This is a genomic window from Paenibacillus sp. Marseille-P2973 (assembly GCF_018101095.1).
Classification (GTDB): Bacteria; Bacillota; Bacilli; order Paenibacillales; family Paenibacillaceae; genus Fontibacillus; species Fontibacillus vini.
The window spans coordinates 1-20,552 of the sequence record NZ_JAGQEH010000003.1 but is presented as its reverse complement, the minus strand read 5'-3'; the positions used below and the strand labels follow the sequence as shown (position 1 = coordinate 20,552).

The window sequence follows — 20,552 nt, the reverse complement described above, 5'->3', positions numbered from 1 at the left end:
CCTGCCGGATTACCGGCAGGCTTTTGCAATTGCAATATATCCAGATTAAATTACTCTGTAAACCATGAAGAACGAAATTAACAAAACGCATACGCACAAAAGCGTACCGAACATACGGAGTTTACCTGCGACTTCTGCAATTCCTTTATTGGAGCGAATTCCCTCCAAAGCTTGGCGAAGAGGTTTGCCCATAATGCCGCTGAATGCGCCGATTGCGAGAAAAAGAATCACAACGATAACCATCCAAGCCGTCGAATATTCGCCCTTGGTCATCAAATATCCGCCAGTCAGCAATTGGATAACCAGTCCGATCTGAGCGTATGTATTCAGTGTCTTTACGGCAGATACCGTGCCTTCCTGCGCAGCCGGAGTCAATTTGGTCACTTTACTGAATACGATCGGCAAAATCAGGTAAAAGCCCAGTGCCAATGCCCCTACGATATGCAAGAACAACATAATCACAAACATCGTTTCCATATCACACCACCCTTTCTCAGTCAATTAGATTTATTATAATCTATTATACCCATTGTTTACCTCAAAAGAAAGGAACCCTACCATTCCGGAAGGGTTCCTCATTTTCATATGTTCACATTTCCGACATGGTTAGCCTTTAATGCTCGCAATTACGTTGCGAACGGATACCGCCGATTTGTCCAAGGCCGATTTTTCTTCCGCCGTTAGCTCCAGCTCGAATACTCTCTCGATGCCTTCGCCGCCCAGGAGAGCCGGTACGCCCATGAACAATCCGTCGTAGCCATATTCGCCTTCCAGCAGAGCAATGACGGGCAGAATCCGTTTCTTGTCCTTCAGGATCGCTTCCGTCATTTGCACGAGCGAGGCAGCCGGAGCATAATAAGCGCTGCCGTTGCCCAGCAGGCTCACAATTTCGCCGCCGCCGACGCGCGTACGCTGCACGATAGCCTCGATCCGCTCCTGCGAAATAAGCGTGTCGATCGGAATGCCGCCGACACTGGAATACCGGACGAGCGGAACCATGTCGTCACCGTGTCCGCCGAGCACGAAGCCGCGCACGTCTTCAACGGAAACGCCAAGCTCTTGGGCAATAAACGTACAATACCGCGCGGTGTCGAGCACGCCCGACTGGCCGATGACGCGATTTTTCAGGAAGCCCAGCGCCTTATAAGCCGCATAGGTCATCGCATCGACCGGATTGCTCAGGATGAGGACAATGGAATCCGGGCAATATTTCTTCACGTTTTCGCAAACGGAAGCCACAATACCCGCATTCGTATTCACAAGATCATCCCGGCTCATACCCGGCTTGCGCGCGATGCCGGCTGTTATGATGACGATGTCGGAACCGGCAGCGTCCTCATAAGAAGAAGTGCCGATAATGTTGCTGTCAAACCCTTGAACCGGACTCGCTTCAAGCATGTCGAGCGCCTTCCCCTTGGTCGGGTTCTCCAGTTGCGGAATATCGAGCAATACGACATCGCCGAGTTCTTTTTGCGCCAGCATCAGCGCGGTCGTCGCGCCGGTAAAGCCGGCGCCGACAACCGTAATTTTTTTGCGTTGAATGGCCACGTTAAACAGGACCTCCTACATATTCTTAATGACCTGATCCGCGAATTCGGAACATTTCACTTCGGTTGCGCCTTCCATCAGGCGGGCGAAGTCGTAGGTTACCGTTTTGTTGTTGATGGAGGTCTCCAGGCCTTTATAAATGAGGTCAGCCGCTTCATTCCAGCCCAAGTGCTCAAGAAGCATTACGCCGGACAAGATAACCGAACCCGGATTTACTACGTCGAGATCTGCGTATTTAGGAGCCGTACCGTGCGTCGCTTCGAAAATCGCATGACCCGTCACATAGTTGATATTCGCTCCAGGCGCGATACCGATCCCGCCGACTTGAGCCGCCAAAGCGTCGGACAAGTAGTCGCCGTTCAAGTTCAATGTTGCGATTACGTCGAAGTCGGTCGGACGCGTCAGCACTTGTTGCAGCGCGATATCGGCAATCGCATCCTTGATGATGATCTTGCCTGCATCCTGAGCTTCCTTCTGAGCCTGGTTAGCCGCATCGGTGCCGGACTCTTCCTTGATCCGGTCGTACTGTGCCCAAGTGAACACTTTATCGCCGAACTCGGCTTCAGCCACTTCGTAACCCCAGTTTTTGAACGCACCCTCGGTAAACTTCATGATGTTGCCTTTGTGAACCAGCGTCACGCTCTTACGGCCGTGCTTGATCGCATATTCGACAGCAGCGCGGACCAGACGTTTCGAACCTTCTGCCGATACCGGCTTGATGCCGATTCCGGACGTTTCAGGGAAACGGATTTTATTGACGCCCATTTCGTTTTGAAGGAATTGAAGCACCTTCTTCACTTCTTCGGAGCCTTCTTTGTATTCGATTCCGGCATAAATATCTTCCGTATTCTCCCGGAAAATGACCATGTCCACAAGCTCAGGACGCTTAACCGGAGATGGTACGCCGTCGAAGTAACGTACCGGACGAAGACATACGTACAGATCAAGCTCTTGGCGCAGCGCCACGTTCAGGGAGCGGATACCGCCGCCGATCGGTGTTGTAAGAGGTCCTTTGATAGCCACAATATACTCGCGGATAGCAGTCAGCGTATCCGCCGGAAGCCATTCACCGTATGTATTGAAGGCCTTCTCTCCCGCGAATACCTCGTACCAGGCGATGCTTTTCTCGCCGCCATATGCTTTGTCGACCGCAGCATCCAGTACGCGTTTGGAAGCTTTCCAAATATCACGGCCTGTGCCGTCACCCTCGATAAAAGGAATGATCGGATTGTTAGGTACTTGCAGCTTGCCGTTCTCGATAACGATTTTTTCCCCTTCGGTAGGAAGGCTGAACTTTTCTAATTGCAACATGTCTATGGTTTCCTCCTCATAATAATTTGGCGTAGCTCAAATTTCTCGTTACGGTATTCATTTTAACATAAATGGCAACCCGGTTACCCGGGTTGACCAAGTGTTTATCTAAGATCGATCGGAATGTACTGCTGATTGGTCGCTCCCGTATATTCCGCGCGCGGGCGGATAATGCGGTTGTCGTCCAGCTGCTCCAGAATATGCGCGGTCCATCCGGAAAGGCGGCTGATCGCAAAAATCGGAGTAAACAGATCCATCGGAATGCCCAGCATCGTATAAACCGAAGCGGAATAAAAGTCGACGTTCGGCTTCAGTCCCTTTTGGCCGGTAACGAGCTCTTCCACTTTGACCGAGATGTCATAAAGCGTGGTGTCTCCCTTCATCAGCCCGAGCTGGCGGGACATTTTTTGAAGGTGCTTCGCCCGCGGATCCCCGTTCTTATAAACGCGGTGGCCGAAGCCCATGATTTTCTCCTTGTTTGCGAGTTTGCTCTGAATGTAAGGCTCAGCCTTATCCAGGGTGCCGATTTCGCTCAGCATCCGGCTGACGGCTTCGTTAGCTCCCCCGTGAAGCGGCCCTTTCAGCGTTCCGATTGCGGAGGTCACGCCGGAATAGATGTCCGACAACGTAGCGATCGTAACACGAGCCGAGAAGGTGGATGCGTTCAGTTCATGATCCGCATGCAGTACGAGTGCTTGATCCAGTGCGTGAACGGCAACCGGGTCCGGTTCTTGGCCGGACAGCATGTAAAGGAAATTATGAGCGATGGATACGCCTTTCAGCGGAGCGACCGGCTCATTCCCTTCGCGGATCCGGGCAAAGGCGGCTATCAATGTAGGCAGTTGGGCTTGCAGCTTGATCGCCTTTTTCTGATTGCTTTCCCGGGTATTGTCGTTAGCAAGCTCATCATACAAAGCAAGAGCCGACACCGCCGTACGCAGGACAGCCATCGTGTTGGCGTCTTTTGGATACAACTTCATTTGCTCTAGTACCGCTTCAGGAACCGGAGCATAATCGCTTAGCTGCTCCTGCAGGGTTGCCAATTGGTTTTTGGAAGGCAGCTTGCCGTACCAAAGCAAATAAGCAGTCTCTTCGTAGCTCGCACGTTCCGCCAGGTCGTCAATGTTAATCCCGCGATAAGCGAGAACCCCGTCGTGGATGGAACTGATCGATGAAGTAGCTGCCACAATACCTTCGAGGCCTTTGGTAGCTGTCATAATACATCTCTCCTTTGGAACCGAAATATGAGCCAAACAAGCCAATGAAAACATTTTCAATTTAAAAGTTTAAAATTTTCAGAGCTGCGCAATACGTAGCCCGTAATGACAAAAAAATGAAACATTTATGGCCTGCAAAATAATCATACTGGATTTTAGAGATCAAAGGAACACGTTCAACGCGGACATCTGCATCAAATTGTTTTATCACGTATATAAATAATTTTTTGTAATCGTTTTCGTTAGCAACGACAATTGTCACATACCAAATTCCAATTTGTGTATATATAGTAATATTTTTTTGAGAGAGGTAACCGTGATCCTTGTTTCCGGAATATAAAAATAGGCTAAGTAATAGGGTAGAAGAGGACCTGTCCGGAAAAGAGGGATGTCGTTTGGATCATGTGATGACAAAGCGCCTGCTGCGCGGCAGTTGGGTATGTATCGTGCTGATCGCGCTGACCGCTCTATTCTATTGGCTGTTGCCGTTAATTTATCCGTTCCTGATCGCCTGGCTGATCGCCTACGCCATGAATCCGCTCGTCCGCTGGCTCCAGTCCGCGGCAAAGTTGCCTCGATGGCTGGCTGTTACCGCCTCGCTGCTTCTATATTTCGGCAGTGCCGGCATCGTTCTCTCCGCGGCCGTTACCCGGCTTGTAAAAGAACTGATTACCTTGGCCGAGTCGCTGGACCTCCACATAGAGGAATGGAGAGGCTGGTTCGTCGAATGGAGCCAGAGCGAGGGAATTCAAAATATTATTAATGAGATCAACAGTTTTATCGCAAGCAATCCCGGCTATGAAAATACGATCAACAAAAATATCGACAACACTACATCAACGATAAGCTCCGCTATTTCACGCCTCCTCAGCGGGTTTCTAAGCGGGATCGTGAACCTGCTCACCTCGCTGCCGAATTTGGGTGTCATTCTGATCGTCATCCTGCTGGCGACTTTTTTTATCAGTAAAAATTGGGAAAGAAACATGACTTTTCTTGTCGGCCTAGTTCCTTCCCCGTTCCGAAAAACCGGAAGCGAGGTATGGAAAGACCTGCAAAAAGCGCTCTTCGGGTATCTTCGCGCCCAATTCATCATGATATCGATTACCGCAGTTATCGTTCTAATCGGACTGCTCATTCTGCGCGTGGATTCGGCTTTCACCTACGCGATCCTGATCGGCTTTGTGGACCTGCTTCCTTATCTTGGCGTCGGAACGGTGATGGTTCCCTGGCTGGTGTATGCCTATATGTCGGGCGACACGGGCTTCGGCATCGGATTGTCCATTCTGTATGGCATCATCCTGGTGGCAAGGCAATTGATCGAGCCTAAAGTACTGGCCAGCAGCGTCGGGCTCGATCCTTTGCCCACCCTGATCTCCATGTTCGTCGGCCTGAAGCTGTTCGGAGTGCTCGGACTGATTATCGGCCCGGTTTCTTTCGTTGTTTTTGGGGCAATCGTTCGTGCGGGCGTACTTCGCGACCTGCGCAACTACATCGTAAACGGAAGGCTGCGTTAATCGTGTACGATAGACCTACATCTCTTCGGGAGCCTGCAGCCCGATCAGCTTGAGTCCGTTTCGAAGCGTAATTCGCACCCCTTCCACCAAAGCAAGCCTTGCCGTGCGTAAATCGGAGTCTTCGACTAATATCGGACAATCATGATAAAACCGGTTAAAAGCCTGGGCCGTATCCACGAGATAACGGGTGACCATGGACGGTTCCATTTTGGTTGCGGCTTGCTCGACTCTCTCGGTAAAAAGAGACAGTTGCTTGACAAGAGCAAACTCGGCTTCCCCGGTGACAAGCGAAGAATTAAAATCTAAGAATTGGCCCGGCGCCGCAGCCGTCTTCCGCCCCGCTTCCCCCACCGCTTTCCGCAGCACACTGCAGGCTCTCGCATAGGTATACTGAACATAAGGCCCGGTCTCTCCTTCAAAGCTGAGCGCATCCTCCCAGGAGAACACGATATCCTTGATCCGGTTCGCGCTCAAATCATTGAAAATGACCGCGCCGACGCCGACCTGTCTTGCCACTTCTTCCTTGCTCTTCAGCCCGGGGTTCTTCTGTTCAATAATATCCCTGATCTTCGAAACAGCCTGGTGCAAAAGATTCTCCAGCTTGACGACATTTCCCTTTCTCGTCGACAGGCTTGCCCCTTCCAGGCTTACACGTCCGAATGGAACGTGGACCAAGTCCTCCGCCCACTCGTAGCCCATCAATTCCACAACTTTAAACCACTGGCGGAAATGCAGACTCTGCGAGTAATCCGTAACATAAACAGCCTTATGAAATTGATAGGCACTCTTCCTGTACAAAGCCGCCGCTACATCCCGCGTATGGTAAAGCGAGCTGCCATCCTGTTTCAGCATCAGCGCGGGGGCCATATCATAATCCTCCAGCCTGACCAGCCAGGCTCCTCCGTCTTCTTCAAGCAGCTCCTTTTGCTTCAGTTCGCGGATGACGGGCTCCAGTTTGTCATTATAAAAGCTCTCCCCGGTGACGTGATCAAACCGAATGCCGAGCAGATCGTAAATTTTTTCGAATTCGGCCAGGCTAAGTTCCACGAATTCACGCCAAATCTTTAACGCCTCCGGATTGCCCTGCTCTATTTTCGTGAACCACGATCTTGCTTCGTCATCCAGTCCGGGATTCTTATCGGCCTCCTCATGAAAACGAACATACAGACTCAGAAGTTCATCGATGGCCCCCTCCTCCAGCCTTTTCGGATCTCCCCACATCCGATAAGCCGTGATGAGCTTGCCGAACTGGGTACCCCAGTCGCCGAGATGATTGACCCCGATGCAGGTATATCCCAGAAACGAAAATATGTGATAGAGCGCGTTTCCGATCACCGTGGACCGAAGATGTCCGACATGAAATGGCTTTGCGATATTGGGAGAAGAAAAATCGATAACAATCGTTTTTCCCTTTCCGATGTTTTGCGAGCCATAACGATCCCCGGAGGACAAAATTCCGCTAATAACTTGGTCTCCAATAACTGCCGGATCCAAATAAAAGTTCAAGTACCCCGACACCGAGGAGGTCCGGGCTATTTCACCGGGCTTCTCATCCCTTCCCTGAATACCGGCCTCCAGTTCATCCGCAATGGCCGCTGGGGACTTGCGGAGACGTTTGCTCAATTTGAAACAAGGCAGCGAAATGTCGCCCATCGTGTTATCCGGCGGGTACTCCAGCAACGCGAGCACCTCTTCCTCAGAAATTCCGTCCAGCAAAGGGGACAATTTTGCGGCAATCGTCTTTTTGAAAAACTCCATTACAGCGACGCTCCTTCCAATTGTTAAAATACAAAAAGCCCCCGTCTCAAATAAGAGACGAGAGCTTGAAATTCCCGCGGTACCACTCTAAGTGCTGAAACTTGCATCAGCCACTCTGTAGGATAACGGCCAACCACCGGATTTGCCTACGTTAAGCCGCCCAATACCGGCTTCAATTCGGCAAACCATCTCCCGGGTCCGATTCCTTCGCGGCCTCCATACCGGCTTCCACCCTTCCGGCTCGCTGTCATGGATTCACGCAACATACTATCCCGTTCACAGATATTAAGAAAATAATTGGAACTTAATATATAGCAAAATCAAAGAAAAGTCAACGCCGGAAAAAAGTGATCGAGCCGTCCTTGATTTTTTTGCCGATCCACTTCATTAGCAATAGCCGATATAGCGGCCGAGTCAACGGAAAGACCATTGTAAATCCGATGATATCGGTCACGAAACCCGGAATCAGCAGCAAAATTCCTCCGCCGAATACGCACATTCCCTCAATCATAGTCTTACCCGGAATCTGCCTGCCGTTCATCTGCGCCTTCGCATCCGCAAGCACTTTTCGCCCTTCAAACTGCATCATTAAGCCGCCGATAACCGATGTGGCCAATGTCAAGAAGATCGTTTTGCCTACGCCCAGTCTTTCCGCAACTTCCACATAACCCCAAAATTCAACGATCGGGACCACAACAATCAAAACGGCTATCCATTTACGCATATAATAACTCCTTTTTCTTGCAGCATATCTACTTTATGATGCCGACAATCGATTCTAAGAGTATTGTACCGTTTTGGTTTAGCAGAATCAAAATTTACTCGCTTCCTCAAAAGCCGCATACCAATCAGGGAAAACCTTTTTAAACTGGACCGGTTTAAAATCCTCTCGCCGGACTACATAGTGAGTGGAGACGCCTTCGACACACAACTCCCCCTCCCCGTTCCAGACTTCATAACCGTATTCGGTCTTTACCCCGCCGTTATTTCTGATCCATGTCTTTAACAGGACTTCGTCTCCGTAACGGATGCCTTTCTTGTACTCGATCCGCATTTCCTGCACGGGTGAAATATAGCCAGCCTGTTCCATATGGATATAATTGAAGCCCAAATCCTCGATCAGCTTGGTCCGGCCGGCTTCAAACCATCCCAGATAATGAGCATGATAAATAATCCCCATCATATCGAATTCAAAATATTTAGGCTTGATTTCCAATTCACTGATATACATCATGATTACGCCCCTTTTGCCGAGAATATCCGCTTTTCAGCGCATTATGAATCCATAGTTCTTAATATATCAAAAAAGCAATGGAATGACCGTTTCCGGACGTCCCATTGCTTTCAAGTATATGGTTACTATTATTTACGGACTTGGCCGATTTTAACCAAATTCGTCGAGCCGGAACGGCCCAGCGGAATACCCGCTGTAATAACAACGAGGTCGCCTTCTTTAACGAGGCCGGAGTCCAGTCCGCCCTTCATGGCGTTATCAAACATCTCATCGGTGGAAGTAGCTACTTGACCCTTCACCGGTGTCACACCCCAATTAAGGGCAAGACGGCGGCAAGTTTGGTCAACGGTAGTTACGGCGATGATTGGGGCTTTTGGACGGTATTTCGATACCATACGAGCCGTATAGCCGGTTTCGGTCGAAGTGATGATCGCTTTGGCATTCAACTCCAGAGCGGAGTTAGCAACCGCTTGGCTGATCGCTTCGGTAACCGTTGTTTGTTGTGCATTGCTTTGTTTAATGAAAATTTCACGATATTCCAAAGCGGATTCCGCTTTTTCTGCGATGCGGGACATCGTCAGAACGGATTCTACAGGATATTTCCCTGCAGCTGTTTCTCCGGACAGCATGATAGCATCTGTACCGTCGAAGATCGCGTTCGCTACGTCACTCGCCTCAGCGCGTGTAGGTCTTGGGTTGCGCTGCATGGAATCCAGCATTTGAGTAGCTGTGATTACAGGCTTGCCAGCGCGGTTACATTTTTCGATCATGCGTTTTTGCGCGAGAGGCACGTCTTCAGCTGGAATTTCCACGCCAAGGTCACCGCGCGCTACCATCAGACCGTCGGACACTTCCAAAATTTCATCCAGGTTATCGACACCTTGCTGGTTCTCGATTTTGGAGATGATTTGGATATGAGTTGCATTATGACTTTCCAGCAGCTCGCGAATTTCGAGCACGTCGCTGGCTTTACGAACGAAGGAAGCCGCAATGAAATCGACGCCTTGTTCGATCCCGAATTTGATATCGTTAGCATCTTTCTCTGTGATGCCTGGCAGGGAAATGTTTACGCCGGGTACGTTTACGCCCTTCTTGCTCTTGATCGTACCGCCGTTGACGATGCGGCACTTGATTTCCGTTCCTTGAATATCCACTACAGTCAAACCGATCAAACCGTCGTCGATCAGAATGGTCGAACCCACTTCCACGTCTCCAGGCAATTCTTTGTATGTGATGGAGAGGCGGTCTTTGTCGCCGAGAATTTCTTCTGTAGTCAGCGTGATGAACTCATCTTGCTCAAGCTCAATCGGTTCTTCCTTCAATTTGCCGGTGCGGATTTCAGGACCTTTTGTGTCCAGCAGTATGGCGATTGATTTCCCCAGCTCTTCGCTCGCTTGGCGGATCGTTTTGATCCGGTTGCCATGCTCCTCAAAATCTCCATGGGAGAAGTTCAGGCGAGCGACATTCATCCCGGCCATGATCAGTTTCTTGGTGTTGTCTAACGATTCGCTTGAAGGACCGATAGTACAGACGATTTTTGTTTTGCGCATTTTGGGTTTCCTCCGTTTATTAAGTTCTCTCTATACATCTTTTCCAACAACTAAATTTACTACAAAATACCCGTTTTGTATAGGAAGTTTCTCATATTGTAACAGTCTACCTAGTCATTACCCACTAGGGACGAATCTATAATGGATTCTTCCACCTGTACGGGATTCTCTTTTGGCGTTCCTTCGGCGAACTCACCGATTTTGCGGAATTTGCGGTAACGGTCTTCTACCAGCTCGTCCGGGTTCATTACGGTAAGCTCTTCCAAATGTCGGATTAGCGCGTCCTTGATCGCCGATGCCGTAGTCTCATAATCCCGGTGAGCGCCGCCTTTCGGCTCCGGTACGATCTCCTCGATCACTTCCATTTCCAGAAGATCCTGAGCGGTAATTCTCATTGCCTCAGCCGCTTGGTCCGCTTTGGAAGCATCCTTCCAAAGAATCGAAGCCGCTCCGTTCGGAGAAATCGCCGAGTAAATCGCGTTTTCCAGCATTAGGACCCGGTTGCCGACGCCAAGCGCGAGTGCCCCGCCGCTGCCGCCTTCCCCGATAACCACACAGATGACGGGCACGCGCAGTCTGGCCATTTCCAGCAAGTTGCGCGCAATCGCTTCCGACTGCCCTCTCTCCTCCGCCGTGATGCCCGGATAAGCTCCCTTCGTATCAATGAAGGTAATGATCGGACGGCCGAATTTATCCGCCTGATGCATCAGACGCAACGCTTTACGGAAGCCTTCCGGATGCGCGCTGCCGAAGAAGCGGGCAATATTGTCCTTCGTATCCTTGCCCCGCTGCTGACCTAGCACCGTCACCGGCACACCGCTCAGCTTGGCCAATCCGCCGACAACGGCAAGATCGTCTCCGAAGAGCCGGTCGCCGTGCAGCTCGATGAAATCTTCGAAAATAAGAGAGATCAGATCGAGCGAAGTCGGACGTTGATGGTGCCGGGCCAAATGCATTTTTTGCGAAGGCGAGATATTGCTGTAAATTTCCTGCTCCAGCTGCTTATATCGCTCTTCCAACCGGGCGATTTCCTCGCTGAAATCGATCCCTTTTTCATTGCCGAACTGCTCCAGTTCCTGTATCTTCTCGCGGAGTTTCACGAGAGGCGATTCAAAAGGCAATTCACCCGCCATTGGCTGCTCCTCCCTTCACTCCGTGCAAATCTAGCAATTGTGACAGCGTGGCTCTCAGTTCTTTGCGGTGGACAACCATATCCAGTTGACCATGCTGCAAATTGAATTCGGCCGTCTGGAAATCATCGGGCAGCTTCTGGCGAATCGTCTGTTCGATAACGATCCGGCCGGCAAACCCGAAGACCGCTCCCGGCTCGGCGATAATTACGTCGCCAAGCATAGCAAAACTGGCCGAGACGCCCCCTGTAGTCGGGTCCGTAATGACCGAGATATAAAGGCCGCCCTGCTCGTCCAAGCGGGCCAGGGCCGCGCTCGTCTTAGCCATTTGCATCAGACTTAATATACTCTCTTGCATCCGCGCTCCGCCCGAAGTAGAGAATATAATCATCGGGAGACGCTTCTCCGTGGCCGCTTCGATCGCACGGGTAATTTTCTCTCCGACGACGGAACCCATGCTGCCGGTGAAAAAGTCAAAGCTCATCACGGCCACGACGGCCGGAAAGCCGCCGATCGTCCCCTCTCCGGTGACCACCGCTTCGCGCAGTCCGGATTTGAGTTTTTGCTGCTCCAGCTTGCTGGCATACCCCGGAAAATTCAAGGGGTCGACGGAAACCAAGTCCTCGTCGTATTCCAAAAAGCTTCCTTCATCCATAGTCATGCGAATCCGTTCCAAAGCGTTCAGCCGCATATGATGTCCGCAAGAAGGACACACTTTAAGATTCTTTTCCAATTCTTTGCTGTATTGTATGGTGCCGCAGCGGCTGCACTTATTCATCAGACCTTCCGGAATTTCACGCTTCGGCCGGTCCCCCGGCTGCGAACTGAGATCGTTCCCCAAACGTTCTGAAGGAATGGTCGCGTATTTTCTTTTTTTCTGAAACAAGTCTTTAAACACTACTACACCTCTTCAGCCGTTAATTTATTGGCCGCATCACAGCAAGACAAGGAAATATAGCTTCGATAAGCCGGCCTATTTCCTTGCCTCTAAGGATGCAATATCGAATTAAGAACTTCCTGAACTTCTTCCAGTTCACCAGACGGAACTAAAATTTCAAACTGTTGTTTGGATAAATTAACAGGACGTGTTTGGACAAGAAAGCCTTCTTCGGTGAGTTTCGTCTTGATCATATCCGCAACTTTTGCGGTAGGCGCAATGTACATTACAGTCCACATGTCCTTTTCTAAGCCCCCCAACTCCTGACCTTATCTTTGAGCCTATATAATAGAGCTATGATAACATAATTTTCAAAAATACCGCAACAAAGGAGAAAGTGTCAGGGAGGCCTTGACCGCGGCAGTTCCGCTAGAAAATGGAATTCCTGTATTCAGACGCTTTCCGGCATAGGCCGCATCAATCGGAAGGGTAAGTAGCTGCGTTGCTGTCCCTGTGGGCAATTCTTGCCGAAGCGGCAGCAGCGAGACCGGCTACCAAATCATCGAGAAAAACATGGATACTATCCCCTTTGTTATTAAGCATCCCGATAATTTCCGGCTTTTCCTTGTCCAAATAACCAAAGCTGGTAAGTCCGATCATTCCGAATACGCTCGTTATGCCCAGCGCCATCGTTTCGTCCACTCCATATAACGGCTCATCCGCCTCAAGAATCGATTGAAGCGGCTCGGGCAGCAGCTTTTTCTCCGCTAACTCATCCAATGCGATACCCGTAAATAAGGTGTACTGTACCTCGCGCTTACGCAGCACGGCTTTAACACTGTCCATGCACTGCTCCATCTCCAGACCATCATGATAGGGGATTTGCAGAGCATACACGATTTCGGCGATTTCCTCCAGCCGGACTCCCCGTCTTTGCAGCTGCTCCACCGCGATTTCATATGACATGAGCATCCCTCCCGGATAGCGATAAACACTCCCCGGCACTTCGGTCGCAGCAGCGTGTAAGCATCTGTCCGAGCCGCATTTCTCCGAACTTAGTTACTGGGGTTTTATGTCCATCGTGTTCCTAAGTGTATGCAAAGGGATGGTAAAATGTTCATTAAAAACCAGCGATCGAAATCAAGGATTGTCTTTGATAGGTGGACGAACTATGAAAATGTCTTTCAAATATTGGACAAAACTCCATAGATGAAAGAATCTCTGCTTCGTCTCAAAATTCTACATATAGTAACTGTGAGTCTTATCACTAACTAGATAGTGATTTACTCCAAAGATCGTCAGGATGACCCTTATGTCCACTTTTAGGTGGACATTTTAACTATTTGTCCGTATGGAGAGGATTCCTTCTAATTAAAAGCTTCAATCTTTCTTGCCGGGATTTAAGGATCCCGGCCGCCGCCGCTTACTTCACTTTTACCGTATCCGGTCCGAGCAGCTGTTCCATTTGCCGGAACAGCTCCGGCGACGGCTTGATGCTGTACCGTTCATTCAAGGCGAGCAGCTTGCCGGTGCTCTCGTAAAACAGCACGGTACCTACCGGACCGTGGTGCAGCTCGAGCAGCGACTTGAGCTGCTCCAGCAGGCGGGCGTTCTCCGCCGCCGCCGTGATCTTGACGAAGACGCGCTGCTCCGCAGGCGTCTTGCGCTCGCGGCCGCCCGCCGCGCCTGCGGCGTCGTCCGCGGGCCGGGGCTGCGCCGCCGCGGGTGCAGGCGGCGCTGGCGTTGGCGCCGCGCTAGGCGCAGCTGCGCCGGCGCTGCGGGCGCCTTTGGCGGCGGCGCCCGGCGGCGTCCCGGCCGCTGCGCGGCCCGAGCGCGCAGCCAGGCCGCGCTTCAGCTGCGCAAGGCTCTGCGCGCTGAGCGGCGCCACCTCGTCGGCCAGCAGCTTGAAGCCTTCGTCCTGCTGCTGGACGGTGGCGCGCAATGCTAGCAGAGCGCCCTTGCCGACGTGCGGCGAGCAGCGCCGCCACACTTCAGGGAACAGCACGACCTCGCAGCGCTCGATCTGATCCTCAAGCTCCATGAAGGCCATCGCTTTTCCTTGCTTGGTCGTAATCGCCTTCACCGAAACGACCATCCCCGCAACGATAGCTTTACTGTCGTCCGGAGCTTCGGCCAAATCCATCAGCCGGTCGGTGCCTTCCTGTTCCAATAGCTCATCGTAATCGTCCAGCGGGTGGCCCGACAAATAAAGTCCGAGCAATTCTCTTTCCAGCTCCAATTGCTGGGTACCGGAAAACTTAGGAATGTCGGGATATTCGATATCCCAATTCGGTGTCTCCACGAAATCAAACAGCTGAATCTGCAGGTCCTCCCGCTCTTTACGCCATTTCATAGCCGCTTCGACCGTCTCGTCCAGCATCGCCAGAAGTTGCGCCCGGTGGCCGGGCAATCCGTCAAACGCTCCGGCCTGGATAAGGGATTCGATCACGCGCTTGTTACACACGCGCAAATCGACACGGCGGCAAAAATCGAGCAAACTGTCGAAAGGACGCTCCTCGCGTTCCTGCAGAATGCTTTCCATCGCCTGGGTCCCGACGTTCTTGATCGCGGCCAGCCCGAATCGGATCACGCCGAGTGAAGGTGCAGCCGTTCCTTCCAAGTCAGAAGAAGATTGAACCTCCAGAGATGCCGTACCAAAGCCGATGCCCGCCTCAGCTTGCGGTGTAAACAGCACGCGGCTCTCATTGACATCGGGCGGAAGCACGGTAATGCCCATACGACGGCATTCGACGATATATTCAGCCACCTTGCGATGACTGCCCATGACGGCCGTCAGCATCGATGCCATGAAATGCACCGGATAATGGGCCTTCAAATAAGCCGTTTGAAAGGCCAGCACCCCATACGCGGCAGCATGGGCGCGCGGGAAGCCATAGTTAGCGAAGCGTACGATCATATCGTATACCGCGTTAGCATCCTCCTCGCGGTATCCCTGCTTGATGCTGCCGGCTACGAAGTGCTCTCTTTGCTCATCCAGCACTTCGCGTTTCTTTTTCGAAACGGCTCTCCGAAGCAAATCCGCTTCCCCGAGGGAGAAACCGGCCATACGCGATGCAATTTGCATGATCTGTTCCTGATAAACGATGATGCCATAAGTATCCTTTAGAATTGGCTCCAGGTCCGGATGAGGATAGTCCACGGTCGTCTGGCCGTGTTTAGCCGAAATAAATTTCGGGATAAAATCCATGGGTCCCGGACGGTACAGCGCCACGACCGAAATGACATCCTCGAACACCGACGGCTTGAGATCGCGGAGAACCCGGCGGCAGCCGGCGGACTCCAACTGGAACACCCCGGTCGTCTCGCCATGCCCGAGCATTTCATAGGTCAGCGGATCATCGTCGGCAATGAGGCGAAAATCGGGCGTTTGTCCGGTCTGTTCCCCGATCCAACGCATACAGCGCTCAATAATGGAGAGGGTGCGAAGACCCAGGAAATCCATTTTCAGCAGCCCGACCGCCTCCAGATTTTCCATGGAATACTGGGTTAAGGCCGTACCTTCGCTGCCCGTCTGAAGCGGTACGGCGTCCGTAAGCGGATCTCGCGAGATGACCACCCCGGCGGCATGCGTAGAGGCGTGCCGAGGCATCCCCTCTACCTTGCGCGCCATATCCAGCAATCCTTTGACCCGGTTCTGCGAATCGTAAAGCTGCTTCAAATCGGGGCTTTCCTTGATAGCCCGTTCGATCGTCATCCCCATATTCCCGGGAATCAGCTTGGCGACCTTATCCACCTCGCCGAAAGGTACGTTCAAGGCCCGGCCCACATCACGGACAGCCGCCCGCGCGGCCATCGTACCGAAGGTAATGATCTGCGCGACATGCTCCGGTCCGTATTTGTCCGCCACATAGGCGATGACTTCATCCCGCCGCTCGTCGCTGAAATCGATATCGATATCCGGCATTGTGATCCGCTCCGGGTTAAGAAACCGTTCAAACAAAAGCTTGTATTTCATCGGGTCTACATTCGTAATATGCAATACATACGCGACAAGGCTGCCTGCGGAGGATCCCCGCCCGGGCCCGGTGGCTATATCATGACGATGCGCATAGGCGATGAAATCCCAAACGATGAGGAAATAATCGGAAAAACCCATACTCGCGATAACTTTAAGTTCATAATCAAGCCGTTCCTTCAGTTTGGCCTTTTCGGCCTCCTCCCGCCATTCCTCCAGATGCCCGTAACGCTCGGCCAGCCCCTGTTCACAAAGCGATGCCAGATAGCTCTCGGGAGTCATCCCATCGGGAATAGGACGGAATGCCGGCAAAATATGACGGCCGAATTCCAGCTCCAACCGACATTTATCGGCAATTTCCGCTGTGTTCGCGATCGCTTCCGGAAGATGCGGAAACAGCGCCGCCATTTGCTCCCCGCTTTTCAAATATAGCTGGTTCGTTCCGATTTTGAATCGGTCTTCGTCATCCACCGATTTGCCCGTCCCGATGCAGATGAGCACATCCTGGACCTCGGCATCGCTCTCTCCGAGATAATGCACATCATTCGTAGCCACGAGGGAAATTCCGGTTTCCTTGGCCAAATCGACCAGCAGCGTATTCACCTTTTTCTGCTCGGCCATTCCATGGTCTTGAAGCTCCAGATAAAAATCTTCCCCGAACGCCTCCCTGTACCGGAGCGCAGCGCGCTTCGCCTCTTCCATACGGCCGTTCAGCAGGTGCTGCGGCACTTCTCCGCCAAGACAGGCACTGAGGCAGACCAGCCCTTCTTTATGGCGCTCGAGTACCTCCCAGTCGATCCGAGGCTTGTAATGGAATCCCTCCAGATGACCGATCGAGCAGAGGCGCATCAGATTCTGATAGCCGGTTTCATTCTTGGCAAGCAGGATCAAATGATGGATCGGCTGATCCTTCCGGCTTCCCCTTTCCTTCCGCGACGCCGCGGTAAAGTACATCTCACAGCCTATGATGGGCTTGATGCCGTGCGCCTTGCATAATTTATAAAAAGGAATGGCCCCGTACATCACACCGTGATCGGTCAGTGCCAGCGATTTCATGCCAAACCCGGCCGCTTTGGCGACCAGCTCCTCCAGCCGGGCTGCGCCGTCAAGGAGACTGTATTCACTATGTACATGTAAATGAACGAAGCTTTCCATCCGTAACCTTCCTTTCAATCAAAACATTTGTTCCCTTTTTAAATATTTTATCATACATTGCGGAATTGCGCCCATAGAATGGTATGGAGAGGACAAGCGCAGTCCTGGAAAGGGGAGTTCACCGGTTATGAGCACATTTTTGACCAAAGCTGTCATGGACTTTTTCGTGGCCTTCGGCATCGTCGTCGGGGGAGCGATGGTGGGCGGACTCGGTGCGATCGTATCCATGCAGCCGCCGACCCATACCATGCTTGATATCGCGGGGCGGATCAAAATCTGGGCCCTCGCCGCCGCGGTAGGCGGAACCATTGATCCTATGAGGGTCATCGAAAGCAACTTTTTCGACGGAAACCTGTCTCCGGCCATCAAGCAAATTCTGTATCTCTTGTTCGCCTTCATGGGCGCTCATATGGGGGCCGAACTGGTTAGATGGATGTGTGGAGGAAACCGGGGATGAATGAACGGAATCTGCCGACGCCGCCGACACTAAAAGGCTTCAAACGGTTTTTGCAATTGACTGCCGTATTCCTGCTCGGTATGGTCGCAGGCAGCATCACCTTCAATATCGTCTTCCAGACAAGCTACAACAAGCTCTGGGTTGAGAATAAGGATCTGCAAATCCAGCTCTATCAGGCGGAAGAAGACAATAAAACGCTGAAAAAATACCACAAGCGCTCCACCGTCATCAAGGAGATTCAGGTACGCGTGGAAGAGAGGGATCCCCCTCTGGACACGCTGGCGGTCAAGGAGGTCGTGCAGCAGCTGCATGAGGAGCTGGAGGTGCTGCGCGGACGGAGTATTTTTGAAATCGACTCCGACGCCAAAATGGCGCGGACCCTATTAAACAGGAAGATCTATGCCGTCCGTGACAAGGAATACGCAATTCAGGTAAAAACGATGCTGGTAAGCGAGGGCGTATTGCAAGTGTGGGTCGATATCCGGCCCTATGTGCGGAGCTGAGTTTTCATGCTACAATGAAAAAGATCACAGACAAGCTGTGACCTTAGGTTGAATTTTCTTTAACTATTATTTTTAAAAAGGAGCAGTGACTCTTCCCATGATCGAAGGTTTATTGTACGTCCTGTACGCCGCATTGATCGTCTCCAGCGTCTGTTCGATTGTCTTCAGCTTAAAGTCCCGCCGCTCTCTGGATCCTCGGACCCGCGGACTGTCGCAAGCCAAAATGAACATCAGTATGGGCTTCATGCTCATCGTGCTGGCATTGATCCAGATGTTCATGTTCAGCGGCTCGACGGTACGCGTTGTGGTTGGGGCCTTGTTTATGGTGATCGGCGCGTTTAATATATTCGCCGGAATCCGTAACCTAGGCATCATTTCCCGCCAAAGCCCCGAGTAGGACCGGCTGGTTAGGAATGGTCGATCGATTGCAGCGTCATGACGGCTTTGGACACCAAATGGTCCTGATACGTCATGACGATCTCCAGTTTGCAGGCTCTGCGGCTCATCTCCAACAATACCGGATTGATGACGATCGAATTCTCGATTTGAACCGGACGCACAAAGTAAGTCGTCAGATTATCGACGACATAATCCCCGCCGCCGCTGGCATCTTTCGCCGCGCTTAATCCCGCTTGGGTCATTAACGATGTCAGAACCCCATGAGAGATTGTCCCGATATCGGTTGCCATCTGCGGTGTAATAACCCCATGGAAGAACAACCTTCCGCTTTCATCCCGTTCCTCCGCAAACCCGTTCCACATCAAATGCTCGAACGTTTCCCCCAACTGCGGCTGGTTCCGGGCGTCCCGCATCGCCTGCAGCACTTCCCGGCGGGTCACCGACGAGATCAGTTTTCGGTTGCGGTCCACCACCGGCAAGAAGTCGATTCCTTCCCATACCATTATTTGTGCCGCCGAAGCGAGTGAAGTCTGCAGTCCGACCGTAATCGGATGACGGATCAGACATTTCTCAATGCTTTGATCTCCGCTCAATTCCTCGACATCCTTACGGCTGACGATGCCGATGACGCGATTCCACTCGTCAACGACCGGAAAGTGCTGATACCCGGTCTCGATCGAGAGCTGATCGAAATCGGAAATATTACTGTTCACCTTAAGCATATTTACCTTCGGCTTGCTCACCACGATATCTTCCACCAGCATGATTTTTTTCTTGATGAGACGGTCGAAAATCGCCCGGTTGATCATCGAGGCTACCGTAAACGTATCATGACGGGAGGAAATAATCGGAAGGGATAACCGGTCCGCCAGCGTTTTGACGTCCCGGCTTGTCCCGAAACCGCCGGTGATCAGCACGCCCGCCCCCTGTTCCAGAGCTAGAGAATGAGCGTTCTCCCGGTTGCCGACGAGAAGGAGACTGCCTGCGTCAATGTACCGGGCCATGGCCTCGATCTTCATAGCACCGATGACATATTTATGCAGCGTCTTGTCAAGCCCGTCCGCTCCGCCGAGCACATGCCCTTCCACGATCTCTACCACATCGCCGAACGTCAGCTGATCCGAAATGTTCCGCGGCTTCTTTTCCACGCGAACCGTACCGATCCGCTCCTTGGTGATGACGATTCCCAGATTCTCCGCTTCCTTGACGGCACGATACGCCGTCCCTTCGCTGACACCTAAGCTTTTGGCCAATTTGCGCACCGATATTTTCGTTCCGATCTTGAGACTCTCGATGTGTTGCAGCAGCTGCTCGTGTTTTGTGACGCTCTCCTCATGTCCCTGCAACTGTTATACCCCCCATCTAAATCTGTACTATTCTGTATTCATTATACACGTTTTGGAATTAAATAAAAACGGACATTCCGTGAGCGAAAACTCCCGGAGCAGCAGTGTTTTGCACGTGTGATGGTAGCTTGCGGTTGGAGAGGCGAGGGGAGTCGCGGATTTTCCTTTGTGGAGCTTATTTTGCGAATCTAATTTTGTAGATATCCCTTTTACGAGTCTCCCCCTGCGAATCTTACCATGCGATTTTAAATAGCTGTAAAACCTACAGGTATTTCAGGACAAAGTTGCTCTTACTACGAAATAACTGTAAAACTGCTCTTCTGTCAACAAAGTGGACACCCTTAAGCTGTAAATTGGTAGTACATCTGTTCAAAGCGCACCGGTGACATGTAACCAATTGTGCTATTTGAGCGCTTGCGGTTGTAAAAGAACTCAATGTAACGATACAGTTTCTGTTGCGCCTCTTCCTTGGTCCTGAACTTTGGCCTGCTGTAGATGAATTCGCGTTTTAAGATGCTGTGAAACGCCTCGATGCAGGCATTGTCATAGCAGTTACCTTTACGACTCATGCTTGGCT

The 20,552-nt window shown here is 51.6% G+C and carries 19 protein-coding genes and 1 other annotated feature; of the genes, 4 read left to right on the top strand and 15 right to left on the bottom strand.

All coding sequences use genetic code 11. The features are described from left to right. Positions 1–45: 45 nt before the first annotated feature. The 4 genes from KB559_RS06870 to KB559_RS06855 all read right to left on the bottom strand — a co-directional run bounded on the left by KB559_RS06870 (position 46) and on the right by KB559_RS06855 (position 4,076). Positions 46–468, bottom strand: coding sequence for a hypothetical protein (locus tag KB559_RS06870; protein ID WP_211021491.1), 423 nt, complete (start codon positions 466–468; stop codon positions 46–48). Positions 469–606: 138 nt separating this feature from the next. Then, entirely contained in the window at positions 607–1,548 is a 942-nt protein-coding gene (mdh, locus tag KB559_RS06865; RefSeq protein WP_211021003.1) for a malate dehydrogenase, read from the bottom strand. A gap of 15 nt (positions 1,549–1,563) precedes the next feature. Next, entirely contained in the window at positions 1,564–2,859 is a 1,296-nt protein-coding gene (gene icd / locus KB559_RS06860) for an NADP-dependent isocitrate dehydrogenase (protein WP_211021002.1), read from the bottom strand. A gap of 104 nt (positions 2,860–2,963) precedes the next feature. Next, the gene (locus KB559_RS06855; RefSeq protein ID WP_211021001.1) at positions 2,964–4,076 is read right to left on the bottom strand and encodes a citrate/2-methylcitrate synthase; all 1,113 of its coding nucleotides are present in this window, start codon (positions 4,074–4,076) and stop codon (positions 2,964–2,966) included. A 395-nt stretch (positions 4,077–4,471) separates the two neighbouring features. Between KB559_RS06855 and ytvI the strand changes: the two genes are divergently transcribed. Next, positions 4,472–5,590 carry a sporulation integral membrane protein YtvI gene (gene ytvI / locus KB559_RS06850; RefSeq protein WP_211021000.1) on the top strand — a complete coding sequence of 373 codons (1,119 nt, stop codon included), beginning with the start codon at positions 4,472–4,474 and terminating at the stop codon, positions 5,588–5,590. A 15-nt stretch (positions 5,591–5,605) separates the two neighbouring features. Here ytvI and argS read toward each other — a convergent pair whose 3' ends face one another. From argS to KB559_RS06805, 9 genes are all read right to left on the bottom strand, one after another. Then, complete coding sequence (argS, locus tag KB559_RS06845) at positions 5,606–7,348, bottom strand: arginine--tRNA ligase (protein ID WP_211020999.1); 1,743 nt, start codon at positions 7,346–7,348, stop codon at positions 5,606–5,608. 50 nt (positions 7,349–7,398) lie between these two features. Continuing rightward, positions 7,399–7,637, bottom strand: a binding site (T-box leader). 42 nt (positions 7,638–7,679) lie between these two features. Further along, entirely contained in the window at positions 7,680–8,072 is a 393-nt protein-coding gene (locus tag KB559_RS06840) for an FxsA family protein (RefSeq protein WP_211020998.1), read from the bottom strand. An 87-nt stretch (positions 8,073–8,159) separates the two neighbouring features. Next, positions 8,160–8,582: an acyl-CoA thioesterase gene (locus tag KB559_RS06835; protein ID WP_306434260.1), complete on the bottom strand. Its 423-nt coding sequence runs from the start codon at positions 8,580–8,582 to the stop codon at positions 8,160–8,162. A 128-nt stretch (positions 8,583–8,710) separates the two neighbouring features. Beyond that, a complete protein-coding gene (gene pyk / locus KB559_RS06830; protein ID WP_211020997.1) occupies positions 8,711–10,132 on the bottom strand; it encodes a pyruvate kinase in 1,422 nt (473 codons plus the stop codon). 110 nt (positions 10,133–10,242) lie between these two features. Next, positions 10,243–11,265 (bottom strand): acetyl-CoA carboxylase carboxyltransferase subunit alpha, encoded by a 1,023-nt coding sequence (locus tag KB559_RS06825; protein ID WP_211020996.1) that lies wholly within the window; start codon positions 11,263–11,265, stop codon positions 10,243–10,245. Next, positions 11,255–12,160 (bottom strand): acetyl-CoA carboxylase, carboxyltransferase subunit beta, encoded by a 906-nt coding sequence (accD, locus tag KB559_RS06820; RefSeq protein WP_211020995.1) that lies wholly within the window; start codon positions 12,158–12,160, stop codon positions 11,255–11,257. The genes KB559_RS06825 and accD overlap by 11 nt, the downstream gene beginning before the upstream one ends. An 89-nt stretch (positions 12,161–12,249) precedes the next feature. After that, positions 12,250–12,438, bottom strand: coding sequence for a hypothetical protein (locus KB559_RS06815; RefSeq protein WP_036624401.1), 189 nt, complete (start codon positions 12,436–12,438; stop codon positions 12,250–12,252). A gap of 178 nt (positions 12,439–12,616) precedes the next feature. Then, positions 12,617–13,105 (bottom strand): phosphatidylglycerophosphatase A family protein, encoded by a 489-nt coding sequence (locus KB559_RS06810; RefSeq protein WP_211020994.1) that lies wholly within the window; start codon positions 13,103–13,105, stop codon positions 12,617–12,619. Positions 13,106–13,562: 457 nt separating this feature from the next. After that, a complete protein-coding gene (locus KB559_RS06805) occupies positions 13,563–17,270 on the bottom strand; it encodes a DNA polymerase III subunit alpha (protein ID WP_211020993.1) in 3,708 nt (1,235 codons plus the stop codon). A gap of 127 nt (positions 17,271–17,397) precedes the next feature. On the opposite strand from KB559_RS06805, the gene KB559_RS06800 reads away from it, so the two are divergent. The 3 genes from KB559_RS06800 (at position 17,398) to KB559_RS06790 (ending at position 18,627) form a co-directional block, all read left to right on the top strand. Continuing rightward, the gene (locus KB559_RS06800) at positions 17,398–17,727 is read left to right on the top strand and encodes a YtrH family sporulation protein (protein WP_211020992.1); all 330 of its coding nucleotides are present in this window, start codon (positions 17,398–17,400) and stop codon (positions 17,725–17,727) included. Beyond that, positions 17,724–18,230 (top strand): sporulation membrane protein YtrI, encoded by a 507-nt coding sequence (locus KB559_RS06795; protein ID WP_211020991.1) that lies wholly within the window; start codon positions 17,724–17,726, stop codon positions 18,228–18,230. The genes KB559_RS06800 and KB559_RS06795 overlap by 4 nt, the downstream gene beginning before the upstream one ends. A 97-nt stretch (positions 18,231–18,327) precedes the next feature. After that, a complete protein-coding gene (locus tag KB559_RS06790; RefSeq protein ID WP_211020990.1) occupies positions 18,328–18,627 on the top strand; it encodes a YtpI family protein in 300 nt (99 codons plus the stop codon). Positions 18,628–18,637: 10 nt separating this feature from the next. Here the strand turns inward: KB559_RS06790 and KB559_RS06785 are convergent, their stop codons facing one another. Both KB559_RS06785 and KB559_RS06780 read right to left on the bottom strand, forming a co-directional pair. Then, entirely contained in the window at positions 18,638–19,975 is a 1,338-nt protein-coding gene (locus KB559_RS06785; RefSeq protein ID WP_211020989.1) for a DRTGG domain-containing protein, read from the bottom strand. A gap of 341 nt (positions 19,976–20,316) precedes the next feature. After that, the coding region (locus KB559_RS06780) for an IS3 family transposase (protein ID WP_211020988.1) at positions 20,317–20,552 on the bottom strand (236 nt) is incomplete at its 5' end.

What these genes read in the sequence shown, in the direction of transcription:
- KB559_RS06810 (WP_211020994.1), bottom strand. Translation starts at nt 13,105, where the DNA reads ATGTCATATGAAATCGCGGTGGAGCAGCTGCAAAGACGGGGAGTCCGG.
- icd (WP_211021002.1), bottom strand. Translation starts at nt 2,859, where the DNA reads ATGTTGCAATTAGAAAAGTTCAGCCTTCCTACCGAAGGGGAAAAAATC.
- KB559_RS06815 (WP_036624401.1), bottom strand. Translation starts at nt 12,438, where the DNA reads ATGTGGACTGTAATGTACATTGCGCCTACCGCAAAAGTTGCGGATATG.
- KB559_RS06855 (WP_211021001.1), bottom strand. Translation starts at nt 4,076, where the DNA reads ATGACAGCTACCAAAGGCCTCGAAGGTATTGTGGCAGCTACTTCATCG.
- KB559_RS06870 (WP_211021491.1), bottom strand. Translation starts at nt 468, where the DNA reads ATGTTTGTGATTATGTTGTTCTTGCATATCGTAGGGGCATTGGCACTG.
- argS (WP_211020999.1), bottom strand. Translation starts at nt 7,348, where the DNA reads ATGGAGTTTTTCAAAAAGACGATTGCCGCAAAATTGTCCCCTTTGCTG.
- KB559_RS06835 (WP_306434260.1), bottom strand. Translation starts at nt 8,582, where the DNA reads ATGATGTATATCAGTGAATTGGAAATCAAGCCTAAATATTTTGAATTC.
- KB559_RS06800 (WP_211020992.1), top strand. Translation starts at nt 17,398, where the DNA reads ATGAGCACATTTTTGACCAAAGCTGTCATGGACTTTTTCGTGGCCTTC.
- KB559_RS06790 (WP_211020990.1), top strand. Translation starts at nt 18,328, where the DNA reads ATGATCGAAGGTTTATTGTACGTCCTGTACGCCGCATTGATCGTCTCC.
- KB559_RS06840 (WP_211020998.1), bottom strand. Translation starts at nt 8,072, where the DNA reads ATGCGTAAATGGATAGCCGTTTTGATTGTTGTGGTCCCGATCGTTGAA.
- KB559_RS06805 (WP_211020993.1), bottom strand. Translation starts at nt 17,270, where the DNA reads ATGGAAAGCTTCGTTCATTTACATGTACATAGTGAATACAGTCTCCTT.
- pyk (WP_211020997.1), bottom strand. Translation starts at nt 10,132, where the DNA reads ATGCGCAAAACAAAAATCGTCTGTACTATCGGTCCTTCAAGCGAATCG.
- KB559_RS06825 (WP_211020996.1), bottom strand. Translation starts at nt 11,265, where the DNA reads ATGGCGGGTGAATTGCCTTTTGAATCGCCTCTCGTGAAACTCCGCGAG.
- KB559_RS06795 (WP_211020991.1), top strand. Translation starts at nt 17,724, where the DNA reads ATGAATGAACGGAATCTGCCGACGCCGCCGACACTAAAAGGCTTCAAA.